This window comes from Chloroflexus sp. MS-CIW-1 (genome assembly GCF_030444705.1).
In the GTDB taxonomy this organism is placed as follows: domain Bacteria; phylum Chloroflexota; class Chloroflexia; order Chloroflexales; family Chloroflexaceae; genus Chloroflexus.
Window position 1 is genome coordinate 3,208,823 of record NZ_JAUBWR010000001.1, and the last position, 22,190, is coordinate 3,231,012.

General features: G+C 54.7%; 22 protein-coding genes. 3 read left to right on the top strand and 19 right to left on the bottom strand.

Going from position 1 to position 22,190, the window contains the following annotated elements:
* The first annotated feature begins 74 nt into the window (after window positions 1–74).
* Window positions 75–3,047, top strand: a complete 2,973-nt coding sequence (gene secA / locus QTO31_RS12715; protein ID WP_301429368.1) for a preprotein translocase subunit SecA — start codon at window positions 75–77, stop codon at window positions 3,045–3,047.
* 87 nt (window positions 3,048–3,134) lie between these two features.
* Here secA and QTO31_RS12720 read toward each other — a convergent pair whose 3' ends face one another.
* From QTO31_RS12720 to gnd, 4 genes are read right to left on the bottom strand one after another with little or no spacing between them, the layout of a single operon-like run.
* Window positions 3,135–3,503: a hypothetical protein gene (locus QTO31_RS12720; RefSeq protein WP_031457879.1), complete on the bottom strand. Its 369-nt coding sequence runs from the start codon at window positions 3,501–3,503 to the stop codon at window positions 3,135–3,137.
* Window positions 3,504–3,548: 45 nt separating this feature from the next.
* Window positions 3,549–4,703: a glucose-6-phosphate dehydrogenase assembly protein OpcA gene (locus QTO31_RS12725; protein ID WP_301429369.1), complete on the bottom strand. Its 1,155-nt coding sequence runs from the start codon at window positions 4,701–4,703 to the stop codon at window positions 3,549–3,551.
* 15 nt (window positions 4,704–4,718) lie between these two features.
* Window positions 4,719–6,233, bottom strand: coding sequence for a glucose-6-phosphate dehydrogenase (gene zwf / locus QTO31_RS12730; protein ID WP_301429459.1), 1,515 nt, complete (start codon window positions 6,231–6,233; stop codon window positions 4,719–4,721).
* A 12-nt stretch (window positions 6,234–6,245) separates the two neighbouring features.
* Window positions 6,246–7,148 (bottom strand): phosphogluconate dehydrogenase (NAD(+)-dependent, decarboxylating), encoded by a 903-nt coding sequence (gene gnd, locus QTO31_RS12735; protein ID WP_031457882.1) that lies wholly within the window; start codon window positions 7,146–7,148, stop codon window positions 6,246–6,248.
* 132 nt (window positions 7,149–7,280) lie between these two features.
* On the opposite strand from gnd, the gene QTO31_RS12740 reads away from it, so the two are divergent.
* Window positions 7,281–8,699, top strand: a complete 1,419-nt coding sequence (locus QTO31_RS12740) for an LCP family protein (RefSeq protein ID WP_301429370.1) — start codon at window positions 7,281–7,283, stop codon at window positions 8,697–8,699.
* A gap of 55 nt (window positions 8,700–8,754) precedes the next feature.
* The gene (gene pgl / locus QTO31_RS12745) at window positions 8,755–9,498 is read left to right on the top strand and encodes a 6-phosphogluconolactonase (RefSeq protein WP_031457884.1); all 744 of its coding nucleotides are present in this window, start codon (window positions 8,755–8,757) and stop codon (window positions 9,496–9,498) included.
* A gap of 158 nt (window positions 9,499–9,656) precedes the next feature.
* On the opposite strand, the gene hypE is transcribed toward pgl, so the two are convergent.
* From hypE to QTO31_RS12820, 15 genes are all read right to left on the bottom strand, one after another.
* Entirely contained in the window at window positions 9,657–10,712 is a 1,056-nt protein-coding gene (hypE, locus tag QTO31_RS12750) for a hydrogenase expression/formation protein HypE (RefSeq protein ID WP_301429371.1), read from the bottom strand.
* A gap of 231 nt (window positions 10,713–10,943) precedes the next feature.
* The gene (gene hypD / locus QTO31_RS12755; protein ID WP_301429372.1) at window positions 10,944–12,059 is read right to left on the bottom strand and encodes a hydrogenase formation protein HypD; all 1,116 of its coding nucleotides are present in this window, start codon (window positions 12,057–12,059) and stop codon (window positions 10,944–10,946) included.
* Entirely contained in the window at window positions 12,046–12,318 is a 273-nt protein-coding gene (locus QTO31_RS12760) for a HypC/HybG/HupF family hydrogenase formation chaperone (RefSeq protein WP_301429373.1), read from the bottom strand. Before QTO31_RS12760 ends, hypD begins: the two co-directional genes overlap by 14 nt.
* A gap of 59 nt (window positions 12,319–12,377) precedes the next feature.
* Window positions 12,378–13,487: an NHL repeat-containing protein gene (locus QTO31_RS12765; RefSeq protein WP_301429375.1), complete on the bottom strand. Its 1,110-nt coding sequence runs from the start codon at window positions 13,485–13,487 to the stop codon at window positions 12,378–12,380.
* Complete coding sequence (locus tag QTO31_RS12770; protein WP_301429376.1) at window positions 13,484–14,341, bottom strand: NifU family protein; 858 nt, start codon at window positions 14,339–14,341, stop codon at window positions 13,484–13,486. Before QTO31_RS12770 ends, QTO31_RS12765 begins: the two co-directional genes overlap by 4 nt.
* Window positions 14,342–14,356: 15 nt before the next feature.
* On the bottom strand, window positions 14,357–14,719 hold the full coding sequence (locus tag QTO31_RS12775) for a hypothetical protein (RefSeq protein ID WP_031457890.1): 363 nt from the start codon (window positions 14,717–14,719) through the stop codon (window positions 14,357–14,359).
* A 117-nt stretch (window positions 14,720–14,836) separates the two neighbouring features.
* Window positions 14,837–16,072, bottom strand: a complete 1,236-nt coding sequence (locus tag QTO31_RS12780; protein ID WP_031457891.1) for a hypothetical protein — start codon at window positions 16,070–16,072, stop codon at window positions 14,837–14,839.
* Entirely contained in the window at window positions 16,069–16,380 is a 312-nt protein-coding gene (locus tag QTO31_RS12785; protein WP_301429378.1) for a hydrogenase maturation protease, read from the bottom strand. The genes QTO31_RS12780 and QTO31_RS12785 overlap by 4 nt, the downstream gene beginning before the upstream one ends.
* The gene (locus QTO31_RS12790; protein WP_031457893.1) at window positions 16,361–16,888 is read right to left on the bottom strand and encodes a hydrogenase maturation protease; all 528 of its coding nucleotides are present in this window, start codon (window positions 16,886–16,888) and stop codon (window positions 16,361–16,363) included. The genes QTO31_RS12785 and QTO31_RS12790 overlap by 20 nt, the downstream gene beginning before the upstream one ends.
* A gap of 99 nt (window positions 16,889–16,987) precedes the next feature.
* Window positions 16,988–18,625 carry a nickel-dependent hydrogenase large subunit gene (locus QTO31_RS12795; protein WP_301429379.1) on the bottom strand — a complete coding sequence of 546 codons (1,638 nt, stop codon included), beginning with the start codon at window positions 18,623–18,625 and terminating at the stop codon, window positions 16,988–16,990.
* Window positions 18,626–18,643: 18 nt separating this feature from the next.
* Window positions 18,644–19,615 (bottom strand): hydrogenase, encoded by a 972-nt coding sequence (locus tag QTO31_RS12800; RefSeq protein ID WP_298819030.1) that lies wholly within the window; start codon window positions 19,613–19,615, stop codon window positions 18,644–18,646.
* Window positions 19,616–19,671: 56 nt separating this feature from the next.
* Window positions 19,672–20,364 (bottom strand): hydrogenase nickel incorporation protein HypB, encoded by a 693-nt coding sequence (hypB, locus tag QTO31_RS12805; RefSeq protein ID WP_301429380.1) that lies wholly within the window; start codon window positions 20,362–20,364, stop codon window positions 19,672–19,674.
* Window positions 20,361–20,705, bottom strand: coding sequence for a hydrogenase maturation nickel metallochaperone HypA (gene hypA, locus QTO31_RS12810; protein ID WP_301429382.1), 345 nt, complete (start codon window positions 20,703–20,705; stop codon window positions 20,361–20,363). The genes hypB and hypA overlap by 4 nt, the downstream gene beginning before the upstream one ends.
* Window positions 20,706–20,709: 4 nt before the next feature.
* Entirely contained in the window at window positions 20,710–21,579 is an 870-nt protein-coding gene (locus QTO31_RS12815) for a DUF1641 domain-containing protein (RefSeq protein ID WP_301429384.1), read from the bottom strand.
* A 45-nt stretch (window positions 21,580–21,624) separates the two neighbouring features.
* Window positions 21,625–21,912 (bottom strand): hypothetical protein, encoded by a 288-nt coding sequence (locus tag QTO31_RS12820; RefSeq protein WP_301429386.1) that lies wholly within the window; start codon window positions 21,910–21,912, stop codon window positions 21,625–21,627.
* Window positions 21,913–22,190: the final 278 nt, after the last annotated feature.

Here is a 22,190-nt window from a genome sequence, read left to right on the forward strand (position 1 = left end):
TCGCTGGCCCTTGCGGGCAAGCGCTTGTCGTGTTTCGTACCAGGCAGCCTTACTGCCTGTCGTGAGGTGTTGATATGCTGAATTTTCTCCGGCGTCTGCTCGGCGACAGCAACGAAAAGGAGCTGCGCCGGTTGCAACCAATTATTGATGAGATCAATCGGCTCGCGCCAGCATTTGCGGCACTCAGCGATGCTGAATTGCGCGCCAAGACTGATGAGTTTCGCAAACGTCTGGCCGATGGTGAGACGCTTGATGATATTTTGCCTGAAGCGTTTGCAACCGTGCGCGAGGCAGCCGCACGCACGATTGGGCTACGCCACTATGATGTGCAATTGATCGGTGGAATTGTCTTGCATCAGGGCAAGATCGCCGAGATGAAGACCGGTGAAGGTAAAACACTGGTTGCCACCCTTCCACTGTACCTCAATGCGCTGGAAGGGAAAGGGGCCCATCTGGTGACAGTAAACGATTACCTGGCTAAAGTTGGCGCAGGCTGGATGGGGCCAATTTACCACTTTCTTGGTCTCTCGGTGGGGTTTATCGCCCATGATCAGAGTGCGCTGTTCGATCCTGATTATATCGACCCCAATGCCAATCCTGAAGATCAGCGTCTCGTTCACTGGCGGCCATGTACGCGCCGCGAAGCCTACCTGGCTGACATCACCTACGGTACCAACAACGAGTTCGGCTTCGACTACCTGCGCGACAATATGGCCTACGAGAAGTCGCAGCTCGTGCAGCGCGAATTGCATTACGCCATTGTCGATGAAGTAGATAACATCTTGATCGACGAAGCACGTACACCGTTGATTATCTCTGGCCCGGCCCAGAAATCTTCGGATCTGTACCGCCAGATGGCCCAACTCGTGCGCCAGTTGCGTCGTTCTTCGGTATCGGCTAAACAGGTGAAAGAAGAGGGTTTGGAGCCGGACGGCGACTTTTTCATTGACGAACGGACGAAGAGCATCTACCTGAGTGAAAAGGGGATCGAGAAGCTCGAACGGCTACTCCGTATTCCAGCAGGTGAAAGTCTGTTCGACCCTGAACACTACGAAAAGATGCACTATATTGAGAATGCGCTCAAAGCGCAATTTATCTACCAGCGTGATCGCGATTACATGGTTACCCCAAACGGTGAAGTGGTGATCATTGACGAATTCACCGGGCGGGCAATGCCAGGACGACGCTGGAGTGATGGCCTCCATCAGGCAATCGAGGCCAAAGAAGGGGTGCCTATTAAGAACGAAAATGTCACGCTGGCCACCATTACCTTCCAAAACTATTTTCGTATGTACAAAAAGCTGGCCGGTATGACCGGTACCGCTTATACTGAGCGCGAGGAGTTTGCCAAGATTTACAATCTTGAGGTTGTGGTCATCCCGACTCACAAGCCAATGATTCGCGAAGACCTGCCCGATCAGATTTACGCAACCGAAGAAGCGAAGTTCAAAGCGGTGTTGCGTGAAGTGCAAGAAATGCACGAGCTTGGGCGTCCGGTTCTCATCGGTACCACGTCAGTTGAGACATCCGAGCGCCTCAGTGCGATGTTGAAACAGGCCGGCATCCCGCATAACGTGCTCAATGCCAAGCACCATGAACGCGAAGCTGCCATCATAGCCCAGGCTGGCCGAAAGGGTGCCGTCACCGTCGCGACCAATATGGCCGGGCGTGGTACAGACATCTTGCTCGGTGGGAATCCTGATGGCCTGCTTGAAGAGTTTCTGCGCAAAGAAGGTCTTACCCTTGAAACTGCTACGCCGGAACAGAAGCGGGCAGCCTGGGAGAAAGCCCGCGCTCAGACTGAAGCGGAAGGTGAAGAGGTGCGTCGGCTCGGTGGTCTGCACGTCATCGGCACCGAACGACACGAAGCCCGCCGGATCGATAACCAGTTGCGCGGTCGTGCTGGTCGGCAAGGTGATCCCGGTTCGTCACGCTTCTTCCTCTCGCTCGAAGACGAACTGCTACGTCGTTTCGGACCAGTGGATCGGATTAAGCGTTTGATGGAACGCTTCGTCGACTCCGACATTCCCCTGCAAGCTGGTCTGCTCGACCGCACCATCGAGAGCGCACAAACCCGCGTTGAAGGGTATAACTTCGATGTGCGCAAGCACACCGTCGAATTCGACGATGTGATGAATAAGCAGCGGCAGATCATCTACGCTGACCGCAGGGCGATTCTCGATGAAGTGGACATGCGTGAGCGTGTGCTTGATCTGATCGCTGAAGAGATCCAACAGCGCATCGATGAACACCTGGTAGAAGGCTTTGACGACGAAGACCTGACCAATCTGCTACGTGATTACCGACGTATTAATCCAACATTACCACCCTCGGTCACGGCTGAAACGCTAAAAGGAAAAACGAAAGAGGAGATCGAGCAGTACCTGCTTGATCATCTTGAGACAACGTATGCCGAGCGCGAGAAGGCAGTTACCCCCGACGTGATGCGTACTATTGAACGACGGGTCATGCTTGGCGCGATTGATCGACAGTGGATTGATTATCTGACAGCAATGGATGAGCTGCGGCAAAATATTTTGCTGCAAGCATACGCGCAACGTGATCCGCTGGTTGAATTCAAGCGTGAATCGTTCCGTATGTTTGAGGAGCTAAAGCAAAATATTGCCCGCGATATTGTTTATAATATCATTCCGGCCACATTCCAATACGAGGCGTATCTGCGCCAGATTGCCGAAGAGCAGGCACGCCGCCTGGCAACTGCCCGCACAAGCGATAATGGTAGCACCGACACATCGCGTAAGCCACAGCGACGGACGACACCTCAGATTGGTCGTAATGATCCGTGTCCATGCGGTAGTGGCAAGAAGTTCAAACATTGCCATCTCGGACGTGAGCACGAGCTGGCGACTCTGATGAACGCAGAACCAGCAGGCAGACCGGCACCAGCAGCCCAGTCTACTCGCTCAACAGTCGCCGAAGAAGCAACCAGGATTCGGGCTGCCATCGAGAGTGGGCAACTCCCATCCACTACCACACCACCACGTGGCCGGCAACCGTCGGCAGTGCCACGCGGTAAAAAGCGATGACTTCGGATGGCAGCCATCAGTGCCGAAGGGGCGGGTTGTGTACCCGCCCCTGATCATACCCTGTACCTTCCCGACAGTTTCGCCAAATTACATCGCGAAGAAAGACAGATAAAAGATCAAGAAGAAGATAAACGACACCGTATTGGCCAGGAGTGCCGCCAAATAGCAAGCCGAGGCTTTCCGTTTGCGAATCAGCATAAACACGAACCCCTCAACCAGTACAGCTAGCGCAAACGCTGCCACGATCACGACCAGGGGGTTCTCTAGGGACAGTATTAACTGACTGAGCAATCCAATGACGACCGATGAAACTGTACTGGCAATCGCTGCATCCCCCAAGGCTCTGAACAGCGGTTGCCACTTGATCTGCACCAGCGTCAGCCATTCCAACAGCAGCATCAAGATCAGCAGACCAACACCTATCGGGCTAAGTAGAAGTTCAGTGAAGGGAAACATTGATTCAACCTTTAGACAATACGCCGTACTGACCGTAGACCGACATTATAGTGGATCATTGTGATAACTTGTTAAACGCCGGGCCAGGCTACCGGCCAAGTTCAGCGCTGCCGCGAAGGTTCGATCACGGCTCAGGAGCCGTAACTCGCTACTCAGGAGATCGGTTAGCGTCACAGGATCAACTTTTACCATTCGTTCAATCGGGGGAGTATCGGCAACAGTTGCCCGTGTGCGGGCATGCCCTGCATCGTCGGTCTGCGCAACCACAAACTCAGCCCGCTGATTATCGATGGCCCGTAGCACAACGCTCGCCAGACCTGCTCTGGCCGGAGATAACGATGGTCGTATTTCCACACTCACCAGCCGAATAGCTGCCGGCCCAACGCCGACCGCAGGCCGACGCAGGTACAACCGAATTGTCTCACCTTCGATACCAACGGCCTCTTCCAGCGGTGCCCATTTCAGACAACTGGCCAGCCAGCCGACAAAGAGGAGAGCAGCAACCGGATTCACTACTGTACCGGCAGCATATTCGATCACAATCTCATCGATCCGATGCAAGTGCGGTAAAAAGGTACGGCTGTCGAAGAACTGGGCCACCAACTCACGCCAGGGGGTCAGACGAGTCCACCCCAGATCGCTCACTGCTGGCGCACCCTTTGCCTTTTGCTCAAAGGTTGCCAGCTCAGCCAGTTCTGTCAGTGGTTCGGTAAACGTCGTTGAATCGACAATGACTCGATCACACAACCGATACAGGCGTTGTACCAATGGTTGGGCGAACGGTTGAGGACCGGGCGCCCATAGGACAACCGGCAGATCAGGAACCAACAACGGCAATACCAGTCCGGCCAGTTGCCCGGCTGGCGTCCCTCGCGCACTGATCGTAATTTGTTCACCACACACCTGGGTACGGCCAGCATTGGTAAGCGTACAGAGCGCTTGCACCTGCGCTTGCACTTCGACAGTTGTACCAGGACGGTCGATCACTATCACCGTGCGATTGGGATGCTGTGCAGTCAACCCTGGGGCAACTGAGAGAATCTGTTCTGCCCAGGCATCGTCTGGCGCCCGTGCTATCAGGTTCAGGGTCAAAGCTCGGATAACTGCCTGACCACCAGCGTTGGGATGGATGGCCTGTTCTTGCCACATCTGACGTAATTCGCGCTCGATGGCATCAATATCGATTGCCGTCTGGCTCATATCTACTCCACCATTTCATAATCGCCGCCAGGATCGACCATCACGAGCGATAAACTCATCAGCCTCTACAGGCCCCCAACTTCCGGCTTCATAGTTTGGAAACGGCAGTGGTGGACCTTCGGCCCATGCCCGCAAGATTGGCGTCAACAATGTCCAACTAGCTTCAACCTCATCACGACGAGTAAAGAGGGTGCCATCACCGAGCATGCAATCGAGCAAGAGACGTTCGTATGCTTCCGGTGAAGTGACCCCAAACGATGCTCCATACCGAAAATCCATTGTGACAGGGCGAATCTGCGGTTGACCGGGTACTTTCGAGCTAAACTTGAGCGAAATCCCTTCATCGGGTTGTATCTTCATTGCCAGAACGTTCGGCTCAAGGTCGTTCAGTGGTGTATCGGCGAAAATCATCGTCGGGGCAGCCTTAAATTGGATGGCAATTTCGCTAACCCGCCGTGGTAAGCGCTTCCCGCTGCGTAAGTAGAACGGTACCCCAGCCCAACGCCAGTTGTCGATGAAGAGTTTCAACGCCACATAGGTTTCGGTCTGCGACGTCGGTGACACACCCTTTTCTTCGCGATAACCGCGCACCGGTCGGCCATTGGCACTGCCCGGCCCGTATTGACCACGTACAGTATCATGCAGCGCAATTGGACGTATGGCGCGTAAGACCTTCACCTTTTCATCACGCACCGCATCAGCGTCGTATACCGATGGTGGTTCCATTGCCACCAGACACAGCAATTGCATCAGGTGATTCTGGATCATATCACGCAGGGCGCCAGAGGTGTCGTAGTAGCCACCGCGATCTTCAACACCTATGGTTTCGGCAACAGTAATTTGCACATGATCGATATGACTCCGATGCCAGATTGGTTCAAAGATGGCGTTGGCAAAGCGGAAGATCAAGATATTCTGTACCGTCTCTTTGCCGAGATAATGGTCGATCCGGTAGACCTGATCTTCATTGAAAACTGACAGAACTTCGGCGTTGAGGGCCTGGGCACTGGTCAAATCGTGACCAAATGGCTTTTCAATAATGATGCGCGTCCAGCCAGACGAGCGAGCCAAACCGTGGGCGCCCAATTGGGCAATAATGGTTGGGTAGGCTTCCGGTGGGGTTGCCAGATAAAAGACGCGGTTACCACCGGTACCACACTCTCTATCAATCGCCGCCAGTCGTTCGACTAGACGACGATACGCATCAGCATCGTCAAAATTGCCCCAATGGTAATAAATGCCCTGGGCAAAACTGGCCCACAATTCCGGATCAACCGGCCCTGAGCGAGAGTTCGCATCGACGGCTTCGCGAAGGAGATCGCGAAAAGAGTCATCGGTCCAATCACGACGGGCGAAGCCGACCACCGAAAAGCCAGCCGGTAAACGACGTTCACGGGCCAGATTGTACAGCGCAGGTACCAACTTGCGTCTGGTCAAATCACCGCTGGCGCCGAAGATGACCATTGTGCATGGTTCAGGGGTACGGCCCATACGTAACCCGGTGCGTAGTGGATTGTCCAGGAAAGCCATTGTCACGTCAACTCACTCCACTTTTTTTACTGCGTGGCCACCAAATTGTTGGCGTAGGGCCGCCAGAACTTTCATACTGAAACTATCTTCCTGGCGTGAACGAAAACGCATCTGTAACGACAGTGTAATAACCGGCGCCGGCACATTGAGATCAATGCTCTCTTGCACTGTCCAGCGACCTTCACCACTATCTTCAACGTAGCCACGGATACTCGACAAATCAGCATCGGCGGAAAATGCTCGTTCGGCCAGTTCTAACAACCATGAGCGTACAACACTCCCTTGATTCCAGAGATGACTAATTTTCGCCAGATCGAAATCGTATCGCGATTGGCGGAGGATCTCGAAGCCTTCGGCGTAGGCCTGCATCATCCCATATTCGATCCCGTTGTGGATCATCTTTACGAAATGACCGGCACCGTGAGGTCCACACAGCAAATAGCCTTCCGGTGGCGCAAGTGTTTGCAAGAGCGGCTCAACATGACGGAATGTAGCCTCATCACCACCGACCATCAGACAATAACCTACCTGCAAGCCCCAAATGCCTCCGCTCACGCCGACATCGAGAAAACGCAGGCCCTGGGCTGTTAACTGTTCAGCGTGGGCAATACTGGCCTTGTAGTTGTTGTTGGCGCCATCGATCACAATGTCGCCTACCGAAAGGAGTGGAGTCAAAGCGGCCAGATGCTCGTCGGTAGCCGCACCGGCTGGCAACATCAACCAGACTACTCGTGGTGGAGTGAGCATTGCTACCAGATCGGCCAGCTCTTCAGCGGCAATCATGTCGTGCTCGGCTGCCAACGCTCGTGCTTTTTCAACAGTGCGGTTGTACACAATCACCCGGTGCCCGCCTCGTCGCAAACGAATCGCCATGTTGGCACCCATACGTCCAAGACCGATCAGACCTACTTCCATGATATGCTCCTTGATTATTCAAAGCAGGTAGGTGTATTGACAATTGTTGCACAGGCATTATACTCCCCTCTGATGATCGTGATGATACAATTCAATGGGTTCAGCGATCAATGTTGTTGCAGGAGCAACCGAATGTCAAACTCTACACCACAGCGAAATATATCCTCACCCTCTGGTGGTGTTCCTTATACTGGCGAGACGCGAGTGATGCGCCACCTGAATCGTTCGTCGCCCCATCACGCCAATCCTAAACGACGACGCTGGCCAATCGGCTGGATATTGTTAGGATTGGTTGGCTTGATCATCCTGGTGATTGGTCTGAGCTACTGGCAGGTACGGCAACTGGCGCAGCAGATTGTCGTCAGTGATCCACGTGGAGCAACGTTTGCCTCGCCCTGGCTGGGCGCCAACATTCTGGTGGTAGGCGTTGATATACGCCGTGATCGCCCGGAAGAAGGGATACGCAGTGATACACTGCTACTCGTGCGGTTTGACGGTATGGAAGGCTGGATCAACTTACTGTCAATTCCACGCGACACGCAAGTCGATATACCTGCACTTGGGGCGAGCAAAATCAACGCCGCTTATGCTTACGGGTATCGTCACGCTGCTGAACTCTATGGGTCCGGGGTTAGTCCAGAACAGGCAGGCATGGCTTACGCTGCTGATGTAGTTAGCCGCTTTCTCAACCTTGAACAGCGCGGCATGCGGGTCGATTATGTGGTACAGATCGATTTTGATGGCTTCGCAGCGCTGATAGATGCGCTTGGTGGCATCACTATCGATGTGCCACGACGTATTGTAGATGAAAACTACCCGACTGCCGATTATGGGGTGATGCGGGTAGAGTTTGAACCTGGCCCGCAGCGTATGGATGGCGAACGGGCGTTGATCTATGCCCGTACTCGTCACGCCGACAACGATTTTGGGCGCACCGAACGGCAGCAACAAGTCGTACAGGCTATCGTGCATGAGATTCAGCAACGTAACTGGGTAGAGCGCATCCTGCTTTTGCCACGCCTGCGTGATGCCATCGCCAGAACCGGTGAGACTCCGGCTATCCTGACAACGTTGCCGTTTGATCGGTTCGATTCGTTGCTGGCAATGGCACGACTGGCGGGGAGTCTTGATCCGGCACTGATTGGCCGTTACCGGATCGAACCGAGGAGTGTGGCGGTACAGACAAACGGTACCAACCTGATCTGGAACGATGGCGATGTTGCGGCCATAGTTAACCGTTGGCTGACTCCACCGAGTGAAGCGAACGAACAGGCCCATGTACAGGTGTTCAATGGCACCGGTGTGGTGGGTCTGGCCCGTCGTACCAGCGCGCAGCTCGAAACAAACGGTTTTACGGTTCTTGCACCCGCCGATGCACCACCAGGCAATTATCCGCACACGGTTGTCTATCAGGTTGGGAACACACCCTTCACTGCCCGTCGATTAGCCCAATTCCTCAATGCCGAATTAATCGTCGGTCGTCCGGTGGGGATCAGTAGTGAAGCTGAGATCGTAGTGATTCTTGGTGATGACGCGGCAAGGGAGAAGTAACATCGCCACTTCCTCTCACCAGCGGGGGATGCCAGGTAGGAAGAGAGGAACAGCTATGAACCAACCATCAATTCAGGTATACGAGCATACCGATGATCTCTATCGGGCAGCCGCTGCTGTAACAGCCAGGCACATCCGTACTGCAATCGATGAGCGTGGGCGGGCATTGATTGCCCTTTCCGGTGGTAGTCTGGCAACACGTCTCTATCCGTTGCTTGCCGGGCAGCCGTTCCGTGAACAGATTGACTGGCAGGTCGTGAGCATCGTATTTGCCGATGAGCGGTATGTACCATTCGATGATGTCGAGAACAACTATCGCGCTACCCGTCAAACGTTCCTCGATCATGTTCCGGTACAGTCAGATCACATCTTCCCAATACCAACCTACTATCGCGACCCCGAGCAGGCGGCAATGATCTACCAACAACAGGTACGGGCATTACTGGATGCGCACGACGGTCAGATCGATGTCGCGTTGTTGGGGATGGGTCCAGACGGTCATACCGCATCACTCTTTCCGCATCATCCATCGCTGACGCGCATCACGGCTAATACGTTGACAGTTGTCGTACCCGATGCACCGAAGCCACCCTCGTTACGTCTGAGCTTGACACCGGCAGCCCTCAGTACAGCGCGATTGATGCTGTTTGTGGTGAGCGGCGCCGATAAGGCGGCAGCGGTGGCAGCAGCACTGGCCGAAACAGGTGATCCGCTCGCACAACCTACCCGTCTGGTCAGACCAACCCAGGGGCAAGTTATCTGGATGCTCGATCAAGCGGCAGGAGGACAGCTACGCTGAAGCCTGGTTTTCGTTACCCTCAGTACACCGGTAGAAGCAAGGTATTTTATCTAGCCTCAGCTCTCCTTTCTCTCCACGTGAGGGAGAGGAGGAGGCTGAGGGAAGATAAGGAATATCACCACGTGACGCGGGGCAGAGCATTGGTTTGCGAAGATGCTCTAGCAGATACGCGGGAGCTGTTCTCCGATCAACGTATCAACGACACGAGTACCACCAATACCGGTACGAGCAACAACAACTCCGGGATGGTCGGCAGTTGCGTAACCAATCAACGATGCCTCACGGCCTAGCGGATGATGACGCATTGTAGTCAGTAACAGCTCAGCATCAGCTCGCTCTACAAATACAATCAATTTCCCTTCATTGGCGATGTGCAGCGGATCCATACCGAGCAATTCACAGGCTGCCTGTACAGCAGGAGGTACCGGAATATCGCGTTCAACAATCTCAACGCCAATACCAGCAGCGTGGGCAATCTCATTAAGAGCTGCGGCTACTCCGCCACGTGTTGGATCGCGCATCGCATGAATACGTGCGCCGCTGGCAAGCATAACGCTAACCAGTTCGTGGAGGGCAGCAGTATCTGAAACAACCGGTGCGCCAAATTCAATACCTTCGCGCACGCTCAGAGTCGCTACACCGTGTAACCCGATTGGTCCACTGACGATAATGGCATCGCCAGGACGGGCTTGATCGGGGCCAATGTTGATACCGGTTGGGATTAAACCAAAGCCGGTGGTAGTAATGTAGACACCATCTCCATGACCACGATCTACCACTTTCGTATCACCAGCAATCAGGTGAACACCGGCTTGCCGGGCAGCGCGTCCCATGCTCTCAGCAATAATACCGAGTTGGTCGAGCGGCATCCCCTCTTCGAGAATAAAGCTGGCAGTCAAGGCTATCGGCTGTGCTCCCATCATCGCAATGTCGTTGATCGTTCCGTTCACGGCCAGTTCACCAATATTCCCACCTGGAAAGAACAACGGACGAACAACGAAACTGTCAGTCGAGATAGCGATTCGGCTGTTGCCGACTTCGGTCACAGCGGCATCGGTTAGTGGGCTGCGCGGCGTGCCAAAAGCTGGCAGAAAGAGATAATTGATCAGTTCGGACGACAGCTTACCACCAGCGCCGTGCCCCATCACAACGGTGGGGTAGTCACGCAGTGGCGTCGGACAGGTCCAATTGCTAAAGTCAAGCGGTTCATTCATAGTGGTATCCAGCGTTTGTATTAATATTACAGGATAGCGATCTATACCGATGACATCCCGCTTACTATCACGTCATTAGGTGGAGCCAAAGAGCTGCACTCGCCGGCGAGAGGCGCATCTTTCAGACGCACTTGCAGTGGTACAAGTGCCCCAACGTACAGAGTACTCTTCGCCTGTCGTGAGCCAGCATCCCATGTACCTCAGATAGCACGCGGATGCCACGCCAATATTTTACCCGCTTACCCCAACGCTTGCAGTCGGAATAAAGCGACCGTATTGATAGTAAGCCGCACAGGCGCCCTCGCTTGAAACCATTGTTGCCCCCAGCGGGGTTCGTGGCGTGCATTCCTTCCCAAATGCTGGGCATTGATTCGGTTTCAAGCGTCCCTGCAACACCTCACCGCTTCGACACAATACCGACTCGGTGGTCTGAATATTGCTTACATCAAACCGCCGCTCGGCATCAAATGCGGCGTAACGGTCGCTCAACCGCCAGCCACTGCGCGGGATAACACCAATGCCGCGCCATGCGCGGTCGGTAACGGTAAAGACATCGGCCAACATCTGTTTGGCAGCGACGTTTCCTTCAGGCCGCACAGCTCGCTCATACGCATTCTCAAGTTCAGCTCTACCCTGTTCAAGTTGCAGAATTACTCGTCGGATACCCTCTAGTACGTCGAGTGGCTCGAAGCCGGTAACAACAATCGGGACGCGGTATTTCTCAACCAACGGCTGGTACTCGGCAGTACCCATCACACTACACACATGACCGGCAGCTAGAAAACCCTGTACACGATTGGAGGGCGATTCCATGATAGCCCTAATGGCCGGAGGAACCAGAACGTGCGAAACCAGCATCGAGAAATTCTTGAGACCGAGGCGGGCTGCCTGATAGACTGCCATTGCGTTGGCCGGTGCAGTGGTCTCGAAGCCGATGGCAAAGAAAACTACTTCACGGTCGGGATGCTGCTGAGCAAGTTTGACTGCATCGAGTGGTGAATAGACAACGCGCACATCACCACCTTCGCTCTTCACGCGAAAGAGGTCTTTGCGGCTACCAGGAACCCGTAACATATCGCCAAATGAACAAAAGATGACTTCAGGTCGAGCCGCAATAGCTAAGGCCTTATCGATAATTTCCAGTGGCGTCACACAGACCGGACAGCCGGGACCGTGAATAAGTTCGATCTCTGGCGGAAGGAGTTGATCGATACCATTGCGAATAATCGAGTGGGTTTGACCGCCACAAACCTCCATAATCGCCCAGGATCGGGTTGTGATCCGGCGAATCTGGTCGAACATCCGTCGGGCCAGTTCGGGATCGCGAAACTCATCAAGATATTTCATGGCGATCCTCCGTGTTGGGCTGGAGTTCCTCTTCAAGCACACCGAGCGATTGGAAGAGGGCAAGCGTCTCACGAGCCGACTCTTCATCAAGCCGGGTGATGGCAAATCCGACATGAACAATGGTGTAATCGCCAACCTGCAATTCGGGCAGGTAAGCGAGACAGACCTCTTTGACGATCCCGTTGAAATCAACCTTGCCCATGCGGGTGAGGCCGTTGTCGTAGATTTCAATAATGCGACCGGGTATGCCAAGACACATACAATCTTTCCTTTCAGATGACGGATAAAACTTTCGCTTCGGCTGTGAGATACGGGCTATCATGGCCGATACTGGGCAACGATCACACGATTATTGCCCGAATCGGCAATGGCCAGCCACTGCGCGAACGCATACAAACCGTAAGGCCAGCAGAGTGAGTCTGGCGCAACAGCCTGCCAGCGATTTTCACCGCTCGCGGCAAAATCAGGCTGACCGTAGACGGCATTAGCCGACAAACCCAGACCAACCCGTGGCAGCGGTTGCCAAATCAAGATGCGATTGTTTGCGGTATCGGCAACCAGCAATCGGTCGGCTGAGCAGGTCACCGCATAAGGGAAACGCAGGCGCTGCGCACCCTGTGGCACGTGCGGTTGTTCAAAGGCGCTCTGCATATCAGCCTGCCCCAAGACCAGATCGGCAGGACGGTCATCGGTTGGCGGCGGTGTCCAGCCCAGCACACGATGATTACCGGCATCGGCGACATAAAGTGTTTTGCCATCGCCAGCGATCGCGTGCGGCCAGCGAAAGCTGCAAGCAGTTAGGTGGCCACCACGATTCTCAGCATTCTGAAACCCATCTTCCTGGCCGAGGATCAGATCGGGCGGCTGATGAGCTTCCGGGAGACCCTGCCATCCCAGGACCCGTCGATTACCGGTATCAGCAATGTAAAACCACCCCGCGATCCAGGCTACTCCATACGGCCAGTAGAGCGTTGTCGGGCCAACCGCACCGCCACGGTTTGGCTCGATGTCACACAGCGAATCCTGACCGATCACACTATCTGGCGGCGTGTCAGACCGTTCTGGTATCCGATGCCAACATAATACACGATGATGCCAGGCATCAGCAAGGTATAGTCGATCTGCGGCTACCGTTACGCCGGTAGGTACGTGAAATCCATTGGTTGGGCCACGACCGGCTGCCCGTGGTCCTTCGTGATAGAAGTCAGGCTGGCCGAGTACCAGATCGGCGGGTTGATGATCGGTTGCCGGTAGACCATGCCAGATTAACACGCGATGATTACCGGTATCTACCACGATCAATCGTTCGTGATCGAGATACACACCGCGTGGTGCGTAGAGATTGGTTGGGGTAGCCGTCGCCGCCGGTAGGGCCAGCCCACCGGGTGCTGGCGCACCAAGCCAGCGTACAGGGTGGAACGTGCTCATTGTGGTCGCACCCAAATAAAGCCATCCACGACACGCAACGGAAATGGTTCAAGCTGGGCCTGGGGCGCCGTCAGGCATTCACCGCTCGCGACATCAAAACAGAAGCCATGCCACGGACAGGTGAGTGTGCCATGTTCTGGATCGAGCATTCCACCATCCAGCGGACGACCCTGATGGGCGCATGCATTGCGGAAAGCACTCAGACGATTGGCAACATTGACAATGAGAACACTACCGCGCTCGGTCGGAATACTGATCATCTGCCCAGACGGCACAGCCGACACTGCCGGGCCACGCACCCAGCCTCTGCTCTCATCTGGTGGCGTCTGCGCATCTGATCGTAATATCGCTGGCACCGGTTGATCGGAGAGTACCTCAAGCCGGATGATCTCTGGTACTTCGCGTAGCAACACCTCTTCAACGTGTTTACGCAACGTAAACGCCGATAGCGAGCAGCCGTTGCACGATCCATGCAGACGCAGATAAGCAATACCGTCCCGGACATCAACTAACTCGGCATCACCACCGTGTGACTGCATATAAGGCCGGGCATTGTCGAGCACACGTCGAGCACGAGTGAGCGGATCGGCGCGCATGATCCCATGCATTATCAGCAGCGCATACACCGCCGGATCGGCAACCAATTCCAGCAACAACTCTTTGCCGCGCGGGTCTTGCTTCAGATGGCGCACCATCGTAGTGAGTGCCAGCTTATGAAATGCCTCAATAGCCTGTTTCAACTCAAGTGCAACGGCCTGGGCCGACGGTTTCAGTTTGGCTACGGCGGCTACCGCTGCATCAACACGGGCAGCTACTGATTCGAGTTCATCGGCGACAGTGTGCGATTGGGTCATAGCTATCTCGTTCTCTCATTCACCGTAACTGATCATACGCTCCAGCACTTCTTCACTGCGCATCACAAGTATGTCGGCAAATGCACGGCGTGCCATGATCTGTAGCGTATCCTCGATTTTGCCGGCAGGTAACGCAGGGAGGGTTCGCCCTGCAACCGCTTGCAAAACAAAACAGGCACCGGCATGATTATCGAGCAGAAAATCCTGAAACATTGCGGCGACAAATTGATCAAGCCAGACCCCTTCACCTTGCGGATCGCTACGCAGGCGGGCCAGAGCAGTCTCGGCGCCAGCACAACGTTGGACGATGCGCTCAACAAAGCGATCAACGGCCATCATTATAAGCAGATCAAATTGTTGACGTTGGTATAGTTCCATAGGTCTGGCAAACGGTTTCTCTGTCTCTGCTACCACTCAGGGCAGATATGTTCATAGCATTCGATAACCCACGCTAATTCACTCGCGAATGTGCCGCACGCAATCCAAGCCGTGAACTCAATCTCTCGCGTTGTTCACCACTGCTTCATGGTGATCGATGTTTGCCAGCAGTTCGTGAATCGTTGCCACGGCTCCCTCATCACCAATCTGCGCAAAAAGAGTGGCAGCCTGCATCAGACGTGCGCGGGCTTCGGCGAAGATACCAAGGTGAGCGAGTGCATTCCCCAGGTTTGCCAGCAACCGGGCATAGCCCGCCGGATCGGCTACCGGGTCACGTCGTGATAACAGGTCTTCGTAGATGGAAACCGCTTCCAGAAGATGATCGGCAGGGTGCGCTGAATGCACATATTGCAGGGCATTCGCCAGATTCATGCGCACACTCATCCATTCCTGCGGATGCTGGTGTGGATCGTACACACTCAGCGCTGCCCGCAATGCCTGTACGGCAATCGCACCGCGTAGACGATCACCGGCCTCGGTCATCGGCATTGCCAGGTATGCCAGAGCCAGGTTGTTCTGTAGAAACGCAAATTCCAGCGGGTGGGTCTCTCGCTGGAAGAAACGCAACGCCTCTTGATAGCAGCGCACGACGGCCTGGAGCAAACTGCGTTGACCATTGGCACGCTCTTGTAAAATCTGGCCCAATTGCATCGCGGCACGGGCACGTACTTCAACAAGACCATCGGCGGGAATGAGATCAAGTGCTTTTTGCAACCACGCCGTGATCGCCGTCAATTCGCCACCGGTTTGGATAGCCAGCTCGGCCCGGTTAATATATATCTGACCAGCCAGCGGCGGTGAAACAGGCAGAGCCGCAGTGATGGCTTCCGCAAAGTAGTGATCCGCAGCCGACAGATCATCGCGTTCGATAGCAGCAGCGGCGTATGTGATCAAGCCAAGTGCCCGGATTTCACCGGTTGCCGCAGCGAGTGATGGCAACTCGTGACGATGGCCCATTGTGAAGGCAGCAATCTCGTACAAACAGGCCAACTCCTCATCGAGCAGCACGTACAGCAGCAGATCAGCATCGGCTGAGCCGGTCAAGACATACCGATTGTACGCCGCAATCGGTTGCGGAAAAGGTGGCAAGGCGGCCAGAGCCACCGAGAGATTACCCGCCAGGGCATGAGCGTAAAACTGCCATGCAGTTGGCCACTCGGTTGGGGTTGCCCCGCGCAACAAAGCAGCTAGCGCAGTTGCAGCGCAGGGTTCGTCAGTTGGCGGCAATACAAGATAACCGGCCGGTAGAGCAAAAATTCCTAACGGTTGCGGACGAATTGTCAGATAGCTCATGCCATTTCCTCGGCAACTGGCTGTAACGTCATGCGCAGAACGCCATTGGTTGCATCCCACACTGCCCGCCGCCAACCGGGCACTACATCGGGCGGTAATGCTTCCCAAATTAAGACACTCCGATCACCACGTGCATTACGTTGCTTGAGCAGTAAGCCTCCGGCTGCTGGACCACAGAGTGGAACCAGCCAAACCTCATCTCCACGCGGCAACACGACCAGGAGATCGGTCGGAAAATAACGTTGGGCCAGCGTCGCCGGTAGATGAAGATAGCCCTGTGCTGTCAGCTCAAGCAGCCACGTTTCCATGATGATCACTACTGTTATCAACCACTCTGGCATAGCCTGGATATGGTTGCCATGGGTTATGGTGAAGATGGTGGGCCAAGTCCTCCATACGAGCCGCGACCGGGGGGCTAAGCGGGGCGCCAATTGTGAAATTGACCCCTTCAATCAGATACACCTGGATTGAACGTGGGTATTCATCTTTGAGCAGCCAGCGCCCAAACGCCAGTGCGTGATCCCAACGAAACGCATGCAGGTTGATCCCGGTGAGCGGTGGCAATTGTTCGACGATCGAACCAGGTACAGAGTAAATCGTTCCGGCTTCAGCACCGGTGCGAGCGGCATCAACCAGGATCACCATCTCCACCCCTCGCATCCGAAAGGCAACATCCATCCCGCTGGTGCCGGCATCGGCGACGCCAACACCGGGCGGTAAGCCCAGTTCAAGCAATCGCCGCACCAACACCGGTCCCACGGCATCGTCGCCGCGTAGCAGGTTCCCACAACCGACAATGAGCAACTGTTCAGACATACACCGTCTATTTCCAGCTCAGGGCAAGCAAGATACATTCCGTCTGCACCGATGATCCCATCAGACACCGGTGCAGACATCCTTGCGCGCTTGCCCCTGCTACGCGCCTTCCCCAATGCGGAACTGTGCTAACTCCTTGCCGGTCTTTTCGTCGTAGGCGTGAACAGTACAGACCAGACAGGAGTCGTAGCTCCGTGCTACATGACCGAGTTCAACCGGATCGTTCGGATCGGCAATCGGTGCGCCGATAAACGCCTGCTCCATCGGCCCATTGACTTCACGGCCATCACGTGGCCCGATATTCCAGGCCGTTGGCGTCACTACCTGATAATTTTCAATCTTGCCGTCTTTGAGCACGATCCAGTCCGAGAGGCTCCCACGGGCAGCCTCTGTTGAACCGAAACCACGTCCTTCGGGAAGCTCTTTCGGTTTGATGTAAAACTTCTCGTGCAGATTGATCTGATCAAGCCACTTGCGAACCAGTTTGTAATATTTGGGTGCTTCGTGCATGCGAGCCATCACCCGCACCAACACACTTGGGCCAACGGTCGTTACTGCATCAAGGAACAGCGGATCGTAATCTTGCCAGTCGGCAGCCCCCGGACGACCGGCAATCACCTGACGGGCCAGCGGACCAGCCTCGACCGGATGACTGCCAACGCCAGGGATCAGGTAGCGCGGTGCCTTTGCCCACGAATACTTACCCTGACGATGCCCCACAGCCGGATCGATGGGTTCGGTTCGACCTTCAAACGGATGGAGAGCGTGGCTACCCTCATAGAAGGAATGGGTCACATCTTCACGCACATTGGCCTGGTCGAAATCGTAGAACTGACCATTAACATAGACCCCCGACCGGGCAATGAGGGCCGCATTACGCCCTTCAATGGTCGGACGCGCATACCGTTCGGGATGGAAATAGGTACCGGTAGCAATATAGTTATTCCAGCCAGCGCCATACTTATCAAGACCGGCGGCCAACGCGAAGCGCAGGAAGAAGCCACAGTCTGAGTTGTAATGGCGTTCGTTTTCGTGCATCCATTCCATCACGTCGGCCCAACTCTTGTTTTGCAGCCAGCGATCGACCGAACAGCCAAGCCACTTCTTCTCGAGCCATTCATCTTTCCAATACTCAAGAATAGCGATGGCGCGCGTAACATCGGCCAACGTCGGTGCACACATCACCCCACCGGGGATCATAAAACTCGAGTGAGGCCACTGCCCACCAAAAATGGCGTAAATCTCAACCGGCTTATTCGAGAGTGTTACCCCGTGCTCGTAGCTGACGCCGACGAAAGGAGCAAAACGGCGTACCGCCTCATCGTATTCGGGGAGATGGGCGTATTTCTTGTTCGTCAAATCAATCGCAAAAAGGGCGTAGAACCAGCGTGGAATACTCTGCAACGTTTCACAAGCCTGTGCAATATTGCGAATGAGAGTCGCATTTGGCGGTAGTTCGGTTTGCCAGGCGGTATCGAGAGCGTAAGCCGCTTTGGTTAAATGACTCCCACCGCAGATACCACAAATGCGTGGCGTCACGATCAAACCGGCTTGCGGGTCTTTTCCCTTCAGAATAATCTCAAAGCCGCGAAACATCGAGGCCTCGGTCCACGCACTCGTTACAACACCATCGCGAATGGTAACCCGCAAGTCGAGATCGCCCTCAACGCGACCAAGGGGGCTAATCCGCAGATCGCGACCGGTAAGTGTTGCCGGATTTTCGATAATATTAACCATTGCCAGCTTCTCCCATTGCTAAACGACGAACATATCTTCCTTAGCCCATTTGGGTGCCGCTACACGGGCTGCTGCGGCCAGTGCCATATAACTGATCGGATCAGTACCGGTTGGAACTTCTTTCGGAATAGCCCCACTAATCTTCTGCGTCTTGAACACAGTACCAGGCGCCAGATCGAAGAACGGAAACTCGGGTTCGGTGCAGCCGGTGCACGGCATACCGGCACGAGTCTTCGACGACTGGCGGTTCCAGAGAATGCGATTACAGGGTGAACGAGTCATGGGGCCGCGACAGCCAAATTCGTAGAAGAGACAGCCGGTGCGCGTGCCCTGACCGAATTCGAGCGTTGATTGCTTGTACTCAAAAAACTGAACGCGAGTGCAGCCGGTCTGGGTGAAGCTGGTAAAGAAGGTCTGTGGTCGCTGCAACTCATCGAGCGCAATATCGGCCGCCCGACCACTGGCGACAGCAACCAGAATCTGCGTCACCCAATCGGGATGTGCCGGGCAACCGGGGATGTTAATCACCGGCAAACCGGCCTTAGAACGCCAGTTGGGGCCGAGGAAACCGCCTAACTCGCGCTTGTGGAATTGCAGGCCGGTTGACTGGCTGGGGTTGGGAGCCATAGCCGGAATACCTCCCCAACACGCACAATCACCGATAGCAACCACAATACTGGCCTGCGCCGCCAGTTCGCGGACCCACTCTTGCATTGGTCGGTCGGCAAACATATTGTAGCGTCCGGTACCGTTTGGCGCCTGGATCACGGTACCCTCAAACACAAAAATGTCGAGTGGACGGGCACCACTGGCACAATCGTGAAAAATGCGCTTCGCGTTCTCACCCAACTCCATACCGAGCGACGGATGCCACAAAATCTCAATCCCAAAATCGGTCACCAGATCGCATGCACTGGGTTCCTCGGCATTGAGGAATGACATCGTGTTGCCGCTACAAGCGCCACCCTGTAGCCAGAGCAATGTTGCCATGAATGCGTCTCCTTCATCCTCATCAAAACAACAAGCCGCCTATCTATCCGGTTACGCTATGCAATCGTCTTGGAACCCTTGGCTCGCGCTTGCATCTGTTCGCGCAACCACGCTATCCACTCCTGCAAACCGGCTTCACTGCGGGCCGAGGTAGCAATAATGGGCGCCAATGGGTTAACTGCCCGAATATTCTCCTCAGCCATTGCCCGATCAAACCCAACCGGCCCGGCCAGGTCCATCTTGGTCAACAACACAGCATCAGCAGTCGCAAACGTCGCCGGGTATTTCAAGGGTTTATCTTCACCCTCGGTAGTTGACAACAACACCACCCGTGCCGCCTCACCGAGGTCGTAACCGGCAGGACAGACAAGATTACCGACATTCTCGATAAACAACAGATCGATCTGGCTGAGATCCCAGTCGGCCAAATGACGGGCCACGATGTCGGCTTCTAGATGACACATATCACCGGTCTGAATCTGACGCACCAGACCACCACTGCGCGCCAAACGTCGGGCATCGTTGTCAGTCGCGAGATCACCGACCAGGGCGGCAACACGACACTCGGCGAGCATCACCCGCATCGTCGCCTCAAGCAGACTGGTCTTACCTGCGCCAGGACTAGAAAGCAGATTGATCACCGTCACACCCGCAGCGTGGAAGCGAGATCGTAACTCGGCAGCGAGCTGATCATTCTTGCTCAACACACCCTGACGTATCTCGATTAAGCGTTTTGTTTCGTAACTCATAGCGTCTCCAGAGCAACCAGTTCCAATTCACGGCCATGAACGATCTGCCCACAAGGACGATGACAGGATGGACAGCGAAACAGTCGCGGATTGGGTAATGTCACTTCAGTACGACAGTTAGGACAAAAAACTACGACTGGTACCTCTTCGATTATCAGTTCGGCGTTCGCCAGTGGGGTACCCTCGGCGGCAATAGCGAAACTGAAGCGCAAGGCATCGGCAACTACACCAGATAACGCACCGATACGTACATGAACAGCACTGATCTGTTCAGCACCGGCTTCCTGAGCTGCTTTGGTAGCAATATTGACGATATTGTATGCAATCGATAATTCGTGCATGAACTTACTTCAGCGAACGGCCAAAGCGACGACCGAATTCGACAATCAGCGCAGCAGCGCGTTGGACATCGGGGTTACGGAGCGCCTTGAGCAATCCAAACACACCTACCGCTTTCGGCGACTGCCGTAACTCTTTGCGACTGGCAACGAAGGCATCGCCTGCTTCGCCCACCAGGCGCACCGTTTCTGGATCGAACACGCCCGAATCCAGGAGGGCATCGAATTCTTCGGACGCAATAAATGGTTCGATGCGCTCAATCACCTCAATAAAGTTCGGCGCCACGGCGACTAACCGGGGGAAATAGGGCAAGAAGGTAACCATTGCATCGATAAGTTGGGTCGGCGTCACCGACTGGGCTACCATAACGTTCCGCATCTCTTCAATCGAACTGCGGATATTTTCGGTCAGCTCATCACCACGGGCCAACAGGTGATCGAGGGCGCTTACCAAGAAGGAGAGTAACTCGCTGTGAGTCAGCAGGCGCTCGAGTGCGGCCAGAACTTCAGGTTTGGTCAGAGTCGTCAGAAGACGTTGAAACGCAGGTTGTGCTGTCAGTGCAGCCAACTGCTCGACGGTATCGGTAAGTTGGGGAAGCGTGCGCGACAATCGGATAAGCTGCGTCGTCAGATGACCACCATCTTCAGGCAAGGCGGCGCGCAACTCGTGAACACTGGCGGCCACATTGTCGGCGATAGTTTCACCACGTTGTAACAGGCTATCAACTGCGCTCACCGAGAAAGCTAGAAGCTCAGCTTTGTCGAGCAGGAGATGGAGGGCAGCAGCCGTCTGCGGTTCGTTGAGTCGTTCGAGTAACGCACTGGCGTTCAGCAAACGATCAGTGCGACTAGTGGTTGTAGCGCCGTTACTAGTCATTGCGCTCCTCGCCTGAGTTACGATAGCGGATACACGGTTGTTGCTTCATGGCAATATGAAGTCTTGATAGAAATTATGTGCATGCTTGAACAAAGTATAATGGTCATCAGCGGCGCGCAACTCGTGAACACTGGCGGCCACATTGTCGGCGATAGTTTCACCACGTTGTAACAGGCTATCAACTGCGCTCACCGAGAAAGCTAGAAGCTCAGCTTTGTCGAGCAGGAGATGGAGGGCAGCAGCCGTCTGCGGTTCGTTGAGTCGTTCGAGTAACGCACTGGCGTTCAGCAAACGATCAGTGCGACTAGTGGTTGTAGCGCCGTTACTAGTCATTGCGCTCCTCGCCTGAGTTACGATAGCGGATACACGGTTGTTGCTTCATGGCAATATGAAGTCTTGATAGAAATTATGTGCATGCTTGAACAAAGCATAATGGTCATCAATCGACAACGTCAAGTGGTATTTTCACAACTTCTGGTTATGATGACCGGGAAGCGATGGCAACGGAATGCTGACAACGGCTAGTGATCCTCGACCCATCCACCATTACGTTCTGCGGTGGCTCAGCATAGGCTGATTCGAAGCACATGGGAAACGAATATATGTTACAG

Excerpts from the sequence above, each read along its gene's own strand:
- QTO31_RS12815 (WP_301429384.1), bottom strand. The coding sequence starts at position 21,579 with ATGACTAGTAACGGCGCTACAACCACTAGTCGCACTGATCGTTTGCTG.
- hypD (WP_301429372.1), bottom strand. The coding sequence starts at position 12,059 with ATGAAATATCTTGATGAGTTTCGCGATCCCGAACTGGCCCGACGGATG.
- QTO31_RS12765 (WP_301429375.1), bottom strand. The coding sequence starts at position 13,487 with ATGAGCACGTTCCACCCTGTACGCTGGCTTGGTGCGCCAGCACCCGGT.
- QTO31_RS12790 (WP_031457893.1), bottom strand. The coding sequence starts at position 16,888 with ATGTCTGAACAGTTGCTCATTGTCGGTTGTGGGAACCTGCTACGCGGC.
- hypA (WP_301429382.1), bottom strand. The coding sequence starts at position 20,705 with ATGCACGAATTATCGATTGCATACAATATCGTCAATATTGCTACCAAA.
- secA (WP_301429368.1), top strand. The coding sequence starts at position 75 with ATGCTGAATTTTCTCCGGCGTCTGCTCGGCGACAGCAACGAAAAGGAG.
- QTO31_RS12740 (WP_301429370.1), top strand. The coding sequence starts at position 7,281 with ATGTCAAACTCTACACCACAGCGAAATATATCCTCACCCTCTGGTGGT.
- QTO31_RS12780 (WP_031457891.1), bottom strand. The coding sequence starts at position 16,072 with ATGAGCTATCTGACAATTCGTCCGCAACCGTTAGGAATTTTTGCTCTA.
- QTO31_RS12770 (WP_301429376.1), bottom strand. The coding sequence starts at position 14,341 with ATGACCCAATCGCACACTGTCGCCGATGAACTCGAATCAGTAGCTGCC.
- QTO31_RS12725 (WP_301429369.1), bottom strand. The coding sequence starts at position 4,703 with ATGAGCCAGACGGCAATCGATATTGATGCCATCGAGCGCGAATTACGT.
- zwf (WP_301429459.1), bottom strand. The coding sequence starts at position 6,233 with ATGGCTTTCCTGGACAATCCACTACGCACCGGGTTACGTATGGGCCGT.
- QTO31_RS12795 (WP_301429379.1), bottom strand. The coding sequence starts at position 18,625 with ATGGTTAATATTATCGAAAATCCGGCAACACTTACCGGTCGCGATCTG.
- pgl (WP_031457884.1), top strand. The coding sequence starts at position 8,755 with ATGAACCAACCATCAATTCAGGTATACGAGCATACCGATGATCTCTAT.
- QTO31_RS12820 (WP_301429386.1), bottom strand. The coding sequence starts at position 21,912 with ATGACTAGTAACGGCGCTACAACCACTAGTCGCACTGATCGTTTGCTG.
- QTO31_RS12720 (WP_031457879.1), bottom strand. The coding sequence starts at position 3,503 with ATGTTTCCCTTCACTGAACTTCTACTTAGCCCGATAGGTGTTGGTCTG.
- QTO31_RS12800 (WP_298819030.1), bottom strand. The coding sequence starts at position 19,615 with ATGGCAACATTGCTCTGGCTACAGGGTGGCGCTTGTAGCGGCAACACG.
- hypB (WP_301429380.1), bottom strand. The coding sequence starts at position 20,364 with ATGAGTTACGAAACAAAACGCTTAATCGAGATACGTCAGGGTGTGTTG.
- hypE (WP_301429371.1), bottom strand. The coding sequence starts at position 10,712 with ATGAATGAACCGCTTGACTTTAGCAATTGGACCTGTCCGACGCCACTG.
- QTO31_RS12785 (WP_301429378.1), bottom strand. The coding sequence starts at position 16,380 with ATGGAAACGTGGCTGCTTGAGCTGACAGCACAGGGCTATCTTCATCTA.
- QTO31_RS12775 (WP_031457890.1), bottom strand. The coding sequence starts at position 14,719 with ATGGAACTATACCAACGTCAACAATTTGATCTGCTTATAATGATGGCC.
- QTO31_RS12760 (WP_301429373.1), bottom strand. The coding sequence starts at position 12,318 with ATGTGTCTTGGCATACCCGGTCGCATTATTGAAATCTACGACAACGGC.
- gnd (WP_031457882.1), bottom strand. The coding sequence starts at position 7,148 with ATGGAAGTAGGTCTGATCGGTCTTGGACGTATGGGTGCCAACATGGCG.